This is a genomic window from Thalassotalea sp. Y01, from assembly GCF_012932945.1.
Lineage (GTDB): Bacteria > Pseudomonadota > Gammaproteobacteria > Enterobacterales > Alteromonadaceae > Thalassotalea_A.
Window position 1 is genome coordinate 25649 of record NZ_JABBXG010000007.1, and the last position, 15035, is coordinate 40683.

Sequence of the window (15035 nt, forward strand, 5' to 3'; positions counted from 1 at the left end):
TCACCTTCTTAAACGAAAAAGTTGTATAGCTAGATGTGGCGCGGGCTGACGTTAATCAGCAAAAATGAAAGGGCTTACATGATTGCCAAGCAGACAATAAAAAACCGGAACTAAATTCCGGTTTCTAAAGCTATATCAAATAGTAACGGTAATTACTGAGCTGACTAACGCATGGTAACAAACTCTTCAGCAGCAGTAGGGTGAATGGCGATAGTGTTGTCAAAGTCGGCTTTGGTGGCGCCCATCTTAACCGCCACCGCAAACCCTTGCAGCATTTCATCACTACCCAAACCAATGCCATGCATGCCAACGATTTTCTCATTGTCGCCTTGACATACCAGCTTCATTCGACATGGCTGGCGATATTGGGTTACCGCAGTGTACATCGAGGTAAATTGTGAGGTATACACGGTGATATCTTGCTCACCATACTGTGCAATAGCCTCAGCTTCAGTTAGACCTAAGGTGCCAATTGTTGGGTGCGAAAATACCACGGTTGGAATTTGCGAATAGTCCAAGTGTTCCGTTGGCTTATTATTAAATAGTCGCTCAGACAAGCGACGACCTGCGGCAACGGCTACCGGCGTCAGTTGGGCTCTACCTGTGTTATCGCCGACCGCATAAATGCCATCAACCGCGGTGTTTTGGTACATATCGGTTTCAATAAAGCCGCGCTCATTGGTGGTTAAATCCGCTGCCTGTAGATTAATGTTATCGGTAGCTGGCTCACGGCCAATGGCCCAGATAACACTATCAACACTCAATGATTCACCATTTTCAAGGTGCAAGGTTAATGAGCCATCGTCATTTTTAATCAGCTCTTTAGGGGTGCTGTGTGTTTTCAATGTCAGACCATCTTGCGCCATGATCTCAACGAGTGTGTCTGACAGCATGTCATCAAAATCACGTAGTGGCTTGTGTTTGCGCACCAATAAAGTGGTGTCACTGCCTAGCGCGTTTAATACCCCGGCGATTTCAACGGCGATATAGCCAGCGCCGACCACTGCAACCCGCTGTGGTTGTTCGGTTAATGCAAAAAATCCATCTGAGGTTATACCGTGTTCGGCACCTGGAATGTTAGGAATGCTTGGTCGACCGCCAGTGGCGATAAGAATGTGGTCGGCGGTATAGACTTCACCATTGACTTCAATGGCATTGCTACCGACAAACTTACCAAAGCCGTTGATAACTTCTACGTTATTTTTACCGAGTACATTGTCATAGGAGGCGTGAATTCGTGAGATATACGCTTCGCGACTATCAACCAACTTAGCCCAGTCCAGCTTGCCAGCGGTTAAATCGAAGCCATAATCTTTTGACAAATGCACCGCATCAGCAATCTGACCTGCATACCACATCACTTTTTTAGGGACACAACCGACGTTAACACACGTGCCACCCAAGGCTTTTGCTTCAATTAATGCGCACTTTTTGCCGTGCATGGCAGCACGGTTTATTGAGGCAATGCCACCTGAACCGGCACCAAGGGCAATATAGTCAAAATGTTTACTCATTATTCACTCCAAATCGCGATTATGCATACAAGATGGTGGCCAAATGGCAAATTTTCAAGCGCCGTAGGCAATTCATCGCGGATGACCATCAAACAAATCAATGTTTATTAGAGCGGTGATTTAGGTTTTTCTATTCAAATCGAGTGTTATTTTCTGTGTCCATGGCCAATGAAAATACTGTTGAATGTGATTTCGTTGGCTTTTTATTGCCACCACACCTTGATTCTTGCCCTATTCGATCTTATTTGTACTAATAGATGACTAAAAAAACTAGGCCAGTAATTCATGACTAACCCGTTATTAGAACAAGCCCAACAACAAGGTGCTCTTCCGTTATTTTCTCAAATTAAACCAGAACACATTAAACCCGCGGTCGAAAAGGCCATTAATGATGCTAAGCAAGCGATAGAGTTGATCGCAGCCAAAGGCCAGGACTACAGCTGGCAAAATCTGGTGGCTTATTTAGATGATGTCGATGATATTCTCGAAAAGATTTGGTCTCCGGTATCGCATATGAACTCGGTAGTGAACAGTGATGAGCTACGCGATGCCTATGATTCTTGCCTAGCGACATTATCTGAGTACAGTACTTGGGTGGGCCAACATGAAGGCCTATACAACGCCTATAAGTCGTTGTCCGAAAGTGATGAATTTAATCGCCTTGATGTTGCACAAAAGAAAGTCATAAGCAATGCTTTGCGTGACTTTAAATTGTCGGGTATTGGCTTAGAGCAAAACAAGAAGCAGCGTTATGGTGAGATCCAAACGCGCTTGAGCGAACTGGCATCAAAGTTTAGTAACAACCTGCTTGATGCAACTGGCGCCTTTAGTGTGTTGATTGATGATGAAAGTGATCTAGCCGGTCTTCCCGACAGTGCGTTAGCGGGTGCCAAGCAAATGGCTGAAAGCCAACAAAAACAAGGTTGGTTATTTACGTTGGATATTCCAAGTTACTTGCCGGTAATGATGTACTGTGACAACGCTGAATTGCGAGAAAAGCTCTACGTCGCTTATGTCACACGCGCCTCTGATCAAGGCCCAAATGCCGGTGAGTTTGATAACACAGATATTATGGCTGAAACCTTGGCGTTGCGTCATGAGTTGGCTCAGCTGTTGGGCTTTGACAGTTACGCCGAAGAGTCTTTGGCGACCAAAATGGCTGAAAACAGCGACCAAGTTATGACGTTTTTGCAAGACTTAGCGCAAAAATCTAAAAGCCAAGGCGAGAATGATTTATCAGAGTTATGCACATTTGCACAGCAAGAGTTTGCCAAAACTGACTTACAACCGTGGGATTTGGCCTATTATTCGGAAAAACTAAAACAATCGCGTTATGCGATTTCGGACGAAGATTTACGTCCATATTTCCCTGAAGATAAGGTCATTGCCGGCTTATTTGAAGTGGTGCATCGTTTATACGGTGTAAGCATTAAACAATTAGACGGCATTGATAGCTGGCACCAAGATGTTAGTTTTTACCAAGTCTTTGATCGTGATGATAATTTACGTGGTAGCTTTTACTTAGATTTATATGCCCGTGATAAAAAGCGTGGTGGTGCGTGGATGGCCGATTGCGTTGGCCGTCGTCAGCTCAACGATGACAGTGTGCAACTGCCTGTTGCATTCTTAACCTGTAACTTTACGAAACCTGTAGGTAATAAGCCTGCGTTGTTTACCCATGATGAAGTGGTGACTTTATTCCATGAGTTTGGTCACGGGTTGCACCACATGCTAACGCAAGTGAATGCCTCTGGTGTTGCCGGCATTAACGGTGTTGCTTGGGATGCAGTAGAATTGCCAAGCCAGTTCCTCGAAAATTGGTGTTGGGAACCACAAGCGTTGGCGTTTTTATCAAGTCATCATGAAACCGATGAGCCATTGCCACAAGCCATGCTTGATAAAATGTTAGCGGCAAAGAATTTTCAATCGGCCATGCAAATGCTCCGTCAATTGGAATTCAGCATCTTTGATTTCACCATTCACGCGCAATATGATCCGAGCAAGGGTGATCAAATCCAATCGGTGCTTAATCAAGTACGTGATAAATACGCTGTGGTAAAGGCTCCTGAGTTTAATCGTTTTCAGCACAGCTTTGGTCATATCTTCGCTGGTGGCTATGCCGCCGGTTACTACTCTTATAAATGGGCTGAAGTATTATCTGCAGATGCCTACGCACGGTTTGAGGAAGAGGGTATTTTTAATGCCGACACCGGTAAAGATTTTCTTGAATGTGTACTCGAAAAAGGTGGTAGTGAAGAACCTATGGAATTATTTAAGGCATTTCGCGGCCGTGAACCACAAGTAGACGCGCTATTGCGCCATTCTGGTATCGGCGTATAGTAAAGCCATAAATTTGCCTAGGGCGCCTATTGGCGCCCTTTATTTATTTGCATTATTTGGACGTTAAATATGGAAAAAATCAGCACAATTTATCAACGTGCGCTTGAGAGAAAGGGCAGCGAAGAGAAATTACAGGCGCTGATGCACCCGTATCCGGCTTTGGTAGATAACAATCAGCAATTACGTCAGCTTAGCAGTGACCGTTTTTTGGCTGAGTTCACAAAGAAGGTATTTCAATCGGGTTTTGTTTGGCGCGTTGTTGAAAACAAATGGCCTAACTTCGAACAGTTATTCTTTGAATTTAACATTGAGAAAATGCTGATGATGCCAGAAGAAATGCTTGAGCAAAAAGCATCTGATCCACGCATCATTCGTAACTATAAAAAAGTACAAACGATTAAAGCCAATGCGCAGATGATTTTTGAAACTGAAGTGGAACATGGCAGTTTTGCGTCGTTTATCGCCGATTGGCCAGAAACCGACATTATCGGCTTATGGAATCACCTGAAAAAACACGGTCAACGTTTAGGTGGCAACACCGGCCCTTACGCGTTAAGAGCATTAGGCAAAGACACCTTTTTATTAAGCCGTGATGTCGAGGCCTATTTGCGAGCTCATGATTTGATCTCTGGAGGCTTAACCTCAAAGACAAGCCTTAACAGCATACAGCGGTGTTTTAATGAGTGGCAGCAGCAAAGCGGCTATAGTTTAAAAGAGATTTCCCGCCTTATTGCCCTCAGCACGGGTGATAACTACATTACTTTGGACGGTGAATAATGAGCGATACTCCACACTGCCTAATTTTCGCAGATAATCTTGCCAATGTGATGCAAGCGCAGCAGGTTGCTAACAACTGGCAGTTACCTTATGGCGGTGAATTACGGGATATCAACAAGGTTAAAAGCCCATATTATTTATTAGCCACAGACGACCTTATTAGCCTGCATAAAACCGACGAGCCCAAATTAGGCGGTATTCACGTTGATTTTGTTGGCGGTGCGGTGGGACATCGGGCTAAATTTGGCGGTGGCAGAGGCCAAGATATTGCCAAAGCCATTGGCTTAAAGCATGGCTTTAGTCCAAATGTATTAGATGCTACAGCAGGATTAGGCCGAGATGCCTTTGTATTAGCAAACCTTGGTTGTAAGGTCACCATGATTGAGCGTCAACGACCGGTTGCCGCATTATTAGATGATGGACTGAAACGCGCTAAAACCAGTGATGAAGTGGGCGAGTGGATAGGCCAACGTATGCAGCTTATTAATGCGTCGAGCATCAATGCCATGGGCAAACTAGATGATATCGATGTGGTCTATCTTGATCCTATGTACCCACACCGAGAAAAGTCTGCCGCAGTGAAAAAAGAAATGCGCGTCTTTCAAGGTTTGGTGGGCAGCGACCCTGATGCTGACGATCTGCTCGACCAAGCGTTGGCGTTGGCCAAGTATCGAGTTGTTGTGAAACGTCCTAATTATGCCGAGCCGTTGGCTAATCGCCAGCCGAGCACATCCATCAAAATGAAGAAAAACCGATTTGATATCTATGTTAATCAGGGTATCCCCAAAAATTAACGCCACCAGATCGTCCTTGATTTTAGTGGCATGCGCGAGCATTTTTATAACCATAGTTAGCTATCGGTTAATAGCCGATTAAAACTCTTTTATTAGGTAATCAAAGGCCGATAATGCGGCTTTAGAACCTTCGCCCATGGCAACAATAATTTGCTTGTAAGGTACTGTTGTCACGTCACCCGCGGCGAAAATACCGGGCTCTGTGGTGTGACACTTTTCATCAATAATCACTTCGCCAAAACGGGTGCTTTCAACCACGTTGTGCAGAAATTGGCTGTTTGGCAGCAAACCGATTTGGACGAACACACCGGCTAGTTCAACTTGATGGCTTTGGTTAGTGCTACGATCGGTATATTCAATCGCGCTGACTTTGCCATTGTTGGCAATAATTTGCTTGGTAGCGGCATTATTGATCAAGGTGATTTTATCGTTTGCTCTGGCTTTGTCGAGCAGCACTTGATCAGCCTTAAATTCATCCATAAACTCAAAGACCGTTACCTTATTTACCGTGCCGGCTAAATCTAACGCAGCTTCGATACCTGAGTTACCGCCACCAACGACAGCCACGTCTTTGCCTTTGAAAAAAGGCCCATCACAGTGTGGGCAATAAGCCACACCTGAGCCGACATTTTCTTTTTCACCTGGCACGCCAAGTTCACGCCATTTAGCACCTGTGGCAACAATAATGGTTTTACTGGTAATGGTTTCGCCGGATGACAAATGCAAGGTTTTCAACTTATCGTCGCCACCTTTATCGATATTTTCAACACGAACATGCTCTTTTAAGGTGATGTCGTAATCATACATATGCTGTTGCATGTTATTGGTCAGTTGAGTGCCTGTGGTTTTATTTACCGAAATCAGGTTTTCAATGTCGACCGTGTCTTTCACTTGACCGCCAATACGATCGGCAATCATGGTTACCTTTAAGCCTTTGCGGGCGGCATAAATGGCTGCGGCGACACCCGCTGGACCACCACCAATGACAGTTACATCTTGCGTTGGTAGTTGTTCAGTTTGACTGGTTTTTGCAATGTGTGGGTAGCGTTTAAGTAGCTTGTCGATAAGCTGTGCGGTATCGATTTTACCGTTAGCAAATAACTCGCCGTTAAGGTAAACGCTTGGCACACCTTGAATATTGCGTTCAGCGATTAATTGTTCGTATAAACCACCATCAATCATCTCACTGTTAATGTTGTCATTAATCAGCGCAAATTGATTCAAAGATTGCACTACATCCGGACAGTTATGACAGCTTAGGCTGACGAACACCTCAAAATGCAATGGTTCATCAATATTCTTGAGTAAGCCGGTTAAGGTGTCATCTAGTTTGATTGGTGAACCTGATGACTGCAAAATCGCCAAAATTAGGGAGTTAAATTCGTGACCGCCGGGAATACCAGAAAAAATAATGCCATTAGGCTTGCCATCGACTTGCAGTGCAAATGAAATTGGACTGCGTAAATTGATATCCGCCTGTTGTAAAATCAAGTTGTCGGAAATCGAACAAAGCTTGCTTAAAAAGTCATGTAATTCGTCGCGTTTTTGATGCGCACCGGTTTGCAATACCAATGTCACAGGGTTTTTCATGTTGGCAGTGTAAGTTTTTAATGTGTTGAGAATATCTGGAGATAACATACGAATACCTTTTTGTTAGTTTGGTTATGGACTGAGTGCAAAAAAAATGGCGGGCCGATTAGGCAATTGAATTTGCTAATGCCCGCCGAACGAAGGAAGTAAATGAGTAAGTCGTATTAAGCGTTAGATCTTGCCGACAAGATCAAGGCTTGGTGTTAAGGTTTGCTCGCCTTTTTCCCATGCGGCTGGACATACTTCACCGTCATTTTCGCGAACATATTGTGCTGCTTTTACATTACGAACCATGTCTTTTGCACTGCGACCAATACCGCCGGCGTGAATATGAGCGACTTGAATAACACCGTCTGGGTCAACTAAGAAGGTGCCGCGATGTGCCATATGGTCTTCTTCAATCATCACATCAAAACCTCGAGTAATATGCCCTGTTTGGTCACCTAACATTGGGAATTTGATTTTGCCGATCGCTTCTGAAGAATCGTGCCATGCTTTGTGTGAGAAATGGGTATCGGTCGATACGGCATACACTTCAACACCTAGCTCTTGCAATTCTGCGTAATGGTTTGCCATGTCTTCTAGTTCTGTCGGACATACAAATGTGAAGTCAGCAGGGTAGAACAAGAAGATGCTCCATTTACCTTTTACAGAATCTGAAGTTACTTCTGTGAACTCGCCATTGTGGAATGCTTGTGCGTTGAATTCTGGAATAGTTTGACCGATCTTAGCCATGATGATTTACCTCTATTTTTAAAATTAATATATGATTAACTGTGTGTTATTCGCAGCTGTCTGCGTTTCGATGTGGCTATAGTATGATGTGAGGTTTGATTAGTATAATTGATTAAATTGATTTTTATGTTCTATAAAATTGAATTACAAAAGCCAAGTATTGTTTTATAGTATCGCTATTCACAGGTATTATTTAACAGCGTGCACATTGCCATGATCTCTCTTAAGCAACTTCGTTATGCGTTAGCGGTCGAGAAGACCCTACATTTTAAAAAAGCCGCCGAGTTATGTAATGTCTCGCAATCGGCGTTAAGTACGGCAATCAATGAACTTGAAAAACAGCTAAACCTGCAAATATTTGAGCGTAATAATAAACAAGTATTAGTGACCAATCTCGGTAAGCAGATTTTAGACAAAGCTCGATTTATTAATTTAGAAGTCGATGAGCTGTTACAGTTTGCGCATGTCAATAACGCGCCGTTATCTGCGCCACTAACCATAGGGGTTATCCCGACCATTGGTCCGTATTTACTGCCCAAAGTATTGCCTGAAGTGCGCCGACAATACCCAGAACTGCCGCTTAAAATTGTTGAAGAGCAATCTCATGTTCTCGTTGAAAAGGTGCGTAACGGTGAACTTGATGTGGCTATTTTAGCGCTGCCTTATAACATTGATGGCTTGTTGAGTTTTGAATTTTGGCAAGAGGATTTTTATTGGGTTAGTCATCGTGATGAGTACAACGCATCACTGCAAGAAATCAGCAGCAAAGACCTAGAGATTGATAAACTATTGTTACTTAAAGATGGTCATTGCCTAAAAGATCATGCCTTGGCTGCCTGCCAACTGCAGCCTAAAAATCAACATACAGACTTTGATTCCACCAGCTTGTACACCTTAATTCAGATGGTTGCCGGTAAGTTAGGCACCACACTTGTACCAAAAATGGCATTAGATCAGTTGGTTAGCGCACAATCGGAATTACAGGCCGTACACCTAAATGAACCCGGTCCACATCGCTCAATCGCACTGGTGTTGCGTCCGAACTATGTGCGAGTAAACGATATCACCTTGCTGCAAAAACTGTTTAATCAAGAGTTGAAAAAGCACGATAGATAAAATCGAACCTCAACATCAGTTTTAATCACTGTATCAAGTTGTAACGATTCGGTTTAATGGTGACAACTTATAACATCTCATATGGAGCAAACCATGAGCAATCTAATCAATGTGATAAAACAACTCATTAGCAAACCAACAAAGCATGCATGTCAGTGCAACTATCAAGATAATTATTATGGCGACCAATTGTGTCTGTAGCGTTAATTGCTCAGACTAAAGCAGTAACTCATTATTGATAGGGGTGAAACGATCGCAGGCAATTAACAACGAGTTTGCGGTAAGTTGCTCAACGCCGATTACCTCAACCTGACATTTATATTTTTGCCTTAAATTGTTGACCAATAAATCAAAATCACCATCACCAGAGAGCAAATACACTTTATCGACATCGCTGCCGTGCTCTAAGGCATCAATGGTGATACCAACATCCCAATCGCCTTTGGCGCTGCCGTCATTACGTTGAATAAACGGCTTTAGCTTCACAGTAAAGCCGATGGCACGTAGGATATTCTGGAATTGCTGTTGTTTTTCATTGCCGGCGTCGATGGCGTAAGCAAAGGCATGGTCTATTTGGTGGCTTGCAGCAATGTAAGCCCACAGTTTGTTGTAATCGAAACTGCGCCCAAACGCTTGTCGGCACGTATAGTAAATATTCTGAACATCCACAAAAATAGCTGCGCTAGGCATAACGAAGTTTTCTCTAAACAATGAATGCTCTAAGTCTACGGGAAAAAATGTAAAAATTCAGACAAATGTTAAGCAAGGCTTTATAATCAGATTCAATAACTTAACCAGAACAAAAGTGAACATCATGATAGAAGTTAACAAAGCAGTACCTGCTGGCGAATTACAGCAACTTACCAGCGATGGTATACAAGTTCATCAAGCGAGCGAATTATTTGCCAAAGGGACCAGTGTCGTATTTGCTGTACCTGGCGCCTTTACACCGACCTGTTCGGCAGCACATTTGCCGGGTTTTGTGGTTAACTTCGACGAATTTAACGCTAAAGGCGTTGATCGTGTAGTTTGTGTTGCGGTTAACGATGCTTTTGTGATGGATGCATGGGGTAAATCTGCTAACGCTGAAAACCTAATGATGCTAGCCGATGGTGATGGTAGCTACCATAAAGCGCTTGGTCTTAGTATGGAAACCGGTGGCTTTGGTGGCATTCGTTCACAACGTTATGCCATGGTAATCAAAGATGGTATCGTCAGTCAGTTGTTTGTAGAACAACCAAAACAATTTGAAGTAAGTACCGCAGAAAACGTACTTGCAAACCTTTAAACGCTAATTTCAAATCAGATAAACATAGAGACGTATTATGTTAAAGCAACCTATGATTGAACAGCTCAATGAGCAAATCAATATGGAATTTTATTCTTCTAACCTGTACTTACAAATGAGTGCTTGGTGCGAAGACGCCGGTTTCGAAGGCGCTGCTGCGTTTATGCGCAAGCACGCAATTGAAGAAATGCAGCACATGAACCGCTTGTTTAACTACGTGAGTGAAACAGGTGCAATGCCAATTCTAGGTGCAATTGAAGCGCCACCACATGAATTTGGCTCGTTAGTTGATGTCTTTAAAGAAACCTATGAGCACGAGTGTTTGATCACTGAACGTATTAACGCCCTTGCGCATACCGCGTTTACCACTCAAGACTATTCTACGTTTAACTTCTTACAGTGGTTTGTTGCAGAGCAGCACGAAGAAGAAACCTTATTCAAGTCGATCATCGATAAAATTGAATTGGTTGGCGCGGACGGTCATGCACTGTTCTTCGTCGATAAAGACCTAGCTGAGATGGCGAAAAACGGTCCAACTTCCATTGAAGTACCAGCAGACGGTGCATAATTAATAGATGTCTTTGCAACATTTAGATGTACTTGTGATCGGTGCCGGCGCGGCGGGGCTAATGTGTGCTCTCAACGCCGGTTACCGTGGCCGCAGTGTAACGGTAGTCGATATGGGCAAAAAGCCCGGTCGAAAAATCATTATCAGCGGTGGTGGTCGATGTAATTTCACCAATCAAAACGCCAACCCCGATAATTATCTTTGTCAAAATCCACACTTTGTTAAATCGGCATTAAGCCGCTATACCCAGTATGACTTTATCGACATGGTGGAACGCCATGGTATCGAATATCATCACAAAACCTTAGGCCAATTGTTTTGCGACAACAGTGCTCACGACATTGTCGAGATGCTGATGACCGAATGCGACTGGGCCGGCGTAAAGGTTAAAATGCAGTCGGAAGTGGTTAAAGTGGCCAAAGTTGACGATGGTTTTATCGTCACCACCTCGGGCAAGGATTATCACTGCCAATCATTAGTGGTCGCATCCGGCGGTTTAACCATGCCTAAACTGGGCGCCACGCCAATTGGCTATAAGATTGCTGAGCAATTTGATATTAAGGTTTTACCAACCTGTGCTGCGCTTGTGCCATTTACCTTACATGATAGTGACAAACAGCGTTTTGATGGCTTGTCAGGCATTAGCATTGATTGTGATGTAAGCAGTGAAGATGGCACTAGTTTTAGAGAAAACATCTTGTTTACTCATCGTGGCTTATCTGGACCTGCGATATTACAGATATCTTCTTTTTGGAAGGCTGGTCAGTTTGTAAGCATTAACTTACTGCCAGAAATCAACCTAAGTGAAACACTGCAACAAATCCGCAAAGAGCATCCTGAACGCGGCTTAAAAACCACGTTAAGTCACATCTTACCGAAGCGTTTTATTGAAAGCCTGTATAACGCCAACGAATTACCCGATAAACCATTAAAGCAACTTGACCATAGCGAGTTTGATAGCATTGAGGATTACTTCCACAATTGGCAAATTAAACCGAATGGCACTGAAGGATATCGCACCGCAGAAGTTACATTAGGCGGCGTCGACAGTGATGAACTTTCATCAAAAACTTTAGAGAGTAAAAAAGTTCCAGGCTTATACTTTATTGGTGAAGTAACCGAAGTCACCGGTTGGTTAGGCGGCTATAACTTTCAATGGTCGTGGAGCTCAGGCTGGGCCGCTGGGCAAGTGGTTTAGTGTTTTCTGATAAATAAAACGAAGACTTTTGACACAACAACGAAGACAATCTTATCTTCGAATGCAGCCCAAAAACGCTTAACTTATTGATAGTTAGTATTTAAAGATAGTCTTCGCTTTGACTTATAACCTAAAAATTAATTCTTACTGGGTAGCCTAAAGCTCTAAGGGCTTTATTAGTTCGACCGTTTCTTGGAGGAGTAGTTTCCGGCTGAGCCCAGCCTATTACTTCAGCTATAGAGTTTATGCCATAGTGTGATACCCATAGCTCCTCTGTCTTACTTGCTGCATATATTCTTTCCCAAATGCTTCCAGGTTTACCTGTATAAAGAATATCAAACAGAATTTGACGAATATTTTGCCCCTTTTTATTTCTTTGTGACATAAGCCAAGTGGCGAAAAGTGGCATCCTCTCTTTCCTTGTGAGAGTTGAAGCTTCAGGTCTTCCCAATGTTGCTGTTTTCATCTTTATTACATGATCTTTTGTTGCATGGGTACACCAACAGACCTCTTCAATATCATCAACCGTCAATGTTAATAATTTATCTTTGGCAAGTAACTCCCTAAGTTTTGGGGCACTATAATTAAACGTGTCATCTTCATGAGAAGGAGCTTCTGGCTGGTCTTTCCACCAATTTAAGGCATATGCTAAAGCAGAGTTAGGAGATTTCTCATGCTTTTGATAGAACTCTTCAAAGGGGTAAGTATTATTTTTTTGCTTAACTTTATTGTAGTAATAGGCATGTAAAAATTGATCTACTTGCCAGTAAGACGGCGTATCTGCTGAAATCCAGTTTGGACGATAATCATTGATTTGCGATGCAATGTTGTCAATTATTGAAATAGTTGATTGCCATTCCTTTCTAAAGCTTTCTTTTTCTTATCAACAACGGAGCCTTTTGTATAATCGTTGACTCCATTAAAAATAGGAACTGTTCGCTGTTTTTTTACCTTCTCATCGATTTTATCAACACCTAGCTTTTTTCTCAGTTCTAAAAGTAACTTTTGTTCCTCGATTAACTCTTGAGATAATGGAATTGCTTCTTTTATATCTCTAAGGCCTTCGAAAAAAAACTCCAATTGAGGAATAAGATCATTGCAAATTAATTCTTCCTCAGTAAAAAACATTCCTGCTTCAATATTTGTCCACCAGGCCCTATTAGTATGATTAGCTGACCCAATATAAGCCCCATAACCTTGCCACCAAATTACCTTTGAATGCATTACATCGGGGATTAGCTGACAGAAAATATTATTTTTCATATTTCTTAAAAGCTTAGTTAGCAGCCCTATGCTAACAGGGACTGTTTCATCATGGCGCATCCAAATATCTAATCTGAACTTATTATCCAAGCAATTTTTTAATAGAGTTACATTGTCGGAGTCTTGGCCATATGCAATAGCAGCTAAAACGCCATCCACTTCTTCTCCACTATTAGGCAAGCAGGAAGATAAGAATTGATTATTGATTCCGCTGGCAATGAGTTTCATATATTAAATTACGTCCATGTTGCTAAAGTTAAGCGACTAAGCGAGCCAATTGTCGATCATTGCGGAATAATACACACCACCGAGCGACAGAGGATAATTCCGCCTAGTCTAGAGTCATATTTCTAATATTTACGCAATGTGCCCTAACCTTTTCACGGGCAACAGGGTTACCGCCATTGGTACATCGTGCTTTATGCTTTAAATATTCATCGATTTCTGTCGTTACTTTGAGCAGTGTTAATTTGCATTTAAAACTTTAGGTTTGTGTCTAAAATCTTCAATTTACTTTCTACTAAGTAAGCAAATCGTTCGGAACCCCTACGCTCTAGATACCGCTAAATTCTCTGGCTGACCAGGGAAACGTTGGTATTTAAAACACTCTTGCGATATTGGCTAGGTGTCATACCTTCAAACTTTTTAAAACAAGTATTAAAAACAGATTTACTGTTAAAACCTACATCATAGAAGATTTCCGTAATAGAACGTTCCGGCTCATCAATAAGCAACGCTTTGGCGGCCTCAATTCTGTATTTATTAACGTACTCGTAAAAGTTCATCTGAAAATGGCGATTCAAAGTAATAGACAATTCTTTACTGGAAATCCCAAGCTGGTTTGAAAGTGTTTCGATAGAAATTTCAGTATCAAGGTAAGGCCGCTGTTCCCTCATAAGCGTTTCGATACTGGTCACAAAATCCGGTTTAAAGTCACTTTCAGTATCTTTTGGTTCAGCTGTATTAGAATGTCTTGCCTGTACTTTCATGATAAGTCTGGCAAAAGCAAAACTAATCATAGCTACGACAAACAGGAAGGTAAGGTAATAGCCACTAACACCGATAAAACTCAACACACTGCTATCGATAGGAACATATAAATCAATAACCTTTACACTGCTTAAAACCACTTCTGCAAATGTGATCACCGCAAAAATCAATATCAGCCATTTTAAGAAAATAGCTTCTGCACGTTTTTCCTGAGAAACAGAAGATGAATACAAATAGCGACTGAATAAAGTCCACGCAGCCAGCAGATAAATCAAACGAAGCATTTTAATGGCGGCTTCAGAATAAACGTAATGCCAACTTTCCGTTAATTTCCAGGTATGTACTAATCGTGTCTTTTCTAAATCATCTAGTAGGTAAAAAGCCGACAACATGTATACAAGGTAAATGAAAAATGGCAGGAAATGGCGATAATCTAACTGAGCAAAGGAAAACCTATTGCCCGTTCGTGCGGTTACGTACCAATAGAAAAGTAGCGCATCAAATACGTACGCAAAGCTGCCAATAAAAAATAAATTAGGTGACGTTTCCAATACCGTATAACGGAACTGAATCCCGTAGTAAGTTAACTCATGGATAGCGATCAGCCCATGACTTAACAAAAACAAAGCGAGTAACAGGAAACTCGATGAGCGGTGCTTGTGAAAGGCAAATAAAAACACGCTGGCCAAGATGCAAAGCAACGCGGTTGCAGCCAAAATAAGGTCGTGTAGATTAAATATTATTGTACTCATCAACCCATCTTCGCAGACCTGATATCAGTATCTGCTTTTCATATTTATATTTAGTATGCTCTTTCGATAATATCCTAACTTCTCATACCAATCTAGCACTTGAAAATATA

13 protein-coding genes and 1 pseudogene are annotated in these 15035 nt (G+C 42.2%); 7 read left to right on the forward strand and 7 right to left on the reverse strand.

Annotated features, from left to right (window positions below; all coding sequences use genetic code 11):
• Positions 1-164 precede the first annotated feature (164 nt).
• A complete protein-coding gene (gene gorA, locus HII16_RS11200; protein WP_169130197.1) occupies positions 165-1514 on the reverse strand; it encodes a glutathione-disulfide reductase in 1350 nt (449 codons plus the stop codon).
• Between the two features lie 285 nt (positions 1515-1799).
• On the opposite strand from gorA, the gene prlC reads away from it, so the two are divergent.
• From prlC to HII16_RS11215, 3 genes and pseudogenes are all read left to right on the forward strand, one after another.
• The gene (gene prlC / locus HII16_RS11205) at positions 1800-3854 is read left to right on the forward strand and encodes an oligopeptidase A (protein ID WP_169130198.1); all 2055 of its coding nucleotides are present in this window, start codon (positions 1800-1802) and stop codon (positions 3852-3854) included.
• A 69-nt stretch (positions 3855-3923) separates the two neighbouring features.
• Positions 3924-4631, forward strand: a complete 708-nt coding sequence (locus tag HII16_RS11210; RefSeq protein WP_169130200.1) for a DNA-3-methyladenine glycosylase I — start codon at positions 3924-3926, stop codon at positions 4629-4631.
• Between the two features lie 131 nt (positions 4632-4762).
• Positions 4763-5425 (forward strand): annotated as a pseudogene (locus HII16_RS11215) (class I SAM-dependent methyltransferase); the annotation flags it as partial.
• A 78-nt stretch (positions 5426-5503) separates the two neighbouring features.
• On the opposite strand, the gene ahpF reads toward HII16_RS11215, so the two are convergent.
• Together ahpF and ahpC are read right to left on the reverse strand one after the other, a co-directional pair.
• A complete protein-coding gene (gene ahpF / locus HII16_RS11220; RefSeq protein WP_169130202.1) occupies positions 5504-7063 on the reverse strand; it encodes an alkyl hydroperoxide reductase subunit F in 1560 nt (519 codons plus the stop codon).
• Between the two features lie 123 nt (positions 7064-7186).
• Positions 7187-7750: an alkyl hydroperoxide reductase subunit C gene (ahpC, locus tag HII16_RS11225; RefSeq protein ID WP_211183499.1), complete on the reverse strand. Its 564-nt coding sequence runs from the start codon at positions 7748-7750 to the stop codon at positions 7187-7189.
• A 213-nt stretch (positions 7751-7963) separates the two neighbouring features.
• On the opposite strand from ahpC, the gene HII16_RS11230 reads away from it, so the two are divergent.
• Positions 7964-8866 (forward strand): hydrogen peroxide-inducible genes activator, encoded by a 903-nt coding sequence (locus tag HII16_RS11230; protein ID WP_169130204.1) that lies wholly within the window; start codon positions 7964-7966, stop codon positions 8864-8866.
• A 216-nt stretch (positions 8867-9082) separates the two neighbouring features.
• Here HII16_RS11230 and HII16_RS11235 read toward each other — a convergent pair whose 3' ends face one another.
• Positions 9083-9556, reverse strand: a complete 474-nt coding sequence (locus HII16_RS11235) for an NYN domain-containing protein (RefSeq protein ID WP_169130458.1) — start codon at positions 9554-9556, stop codon at positions 9083-9085.
• Between the two features lie 124 nt (positions 9557-9680).
• Between HII16_RS11235 and HII16_RS11240 the strand changes: the two genes are divergently transcribed.
• The 3 genes from HII16_RS11240 to HII16_RS11250 are packed head-to-tail and all read left to right on the forward strand — an operon-like array spanning position 9681 to position 11920.
• Entirely contained in the window at positions 9681-10154 is a 474-nt protein-coding gene (locus HII16_RS11240; RefSeq protein ID WP_169130206.1) for a peroxiredoxin, read from the forward strand.
• A gap of 37 nt (positions 10155-10191) precedes the next feature.
• Positions 10192-10722, forward strand: a complete 531-nt coding sequence (gene ftnA / locus HII16_RS11245) for a non-heme ferritin (protein WP_169130208.1) — start codon at positions 10192-10194, stop codon at positions 10720-10722.
• A gap of 13 nt (positions 10723-10735) precedes the next feature.
• Positions 10736-11920: an NAD(P)/FAD-dependent oxidoreductase gene (locus HII16_RS11250; protein WP_169130460.1), complete on the forward strand. Its 1185-nt coding sequence runs from the start codon at positions 10736-10738 to the stop codon at positions 11918-11920.
• Positions 11921-12050: 130 nt separating this feature from the next.
• Here HII16_RS11250 and HII16_RS16770 read toward each other — a convergent pair whose 3' ends face one another.
• The 3 genes from HII16_RS16770 to HII16_RS11260 all read right to left on the reverse strand — a co-directional run bounded on the left by HII16_RS16770 (position 12051) and on the right by HII16_RS11260 (position 14925).
• Positions 12051-12386, reverse strand: a complete 336-nt coding sequence (locus HII16_RS16770) for a hypothetical protein (RefSeq protein WP_211183500.1) — start codon at positions 12384-12386, stop codon at positions 12051-12053.
• A 368-nt stretch (positions 12387-12754) separates the two neighbouring features.
• Positions 12755-13411: a phospholipase D-like domain-containing protein gene (locus HII16_RS16775; RefSeq protein WP_211183501.1), complete on the reverse strand. Its 657-nt coding sequence runs from the start codon at positions 13409-13411 to the stop codon at positions 12755-12757.
• A 335-nt stretch (positions 13412-13746) separates the two neighbouring features.
• Positions 13747-14925, reverse strand: coding sequence for a helix-turn-helix domain-containing protein (locus HII16_RS11260; RefSeq protein WP_169130210.1), 1179 nt, complete (start codon positions 14923-14925; stop codon positions 13747-13749).
• Between the last annotated feature and the right edge of the window lie 110 nt (positions 14926-15035).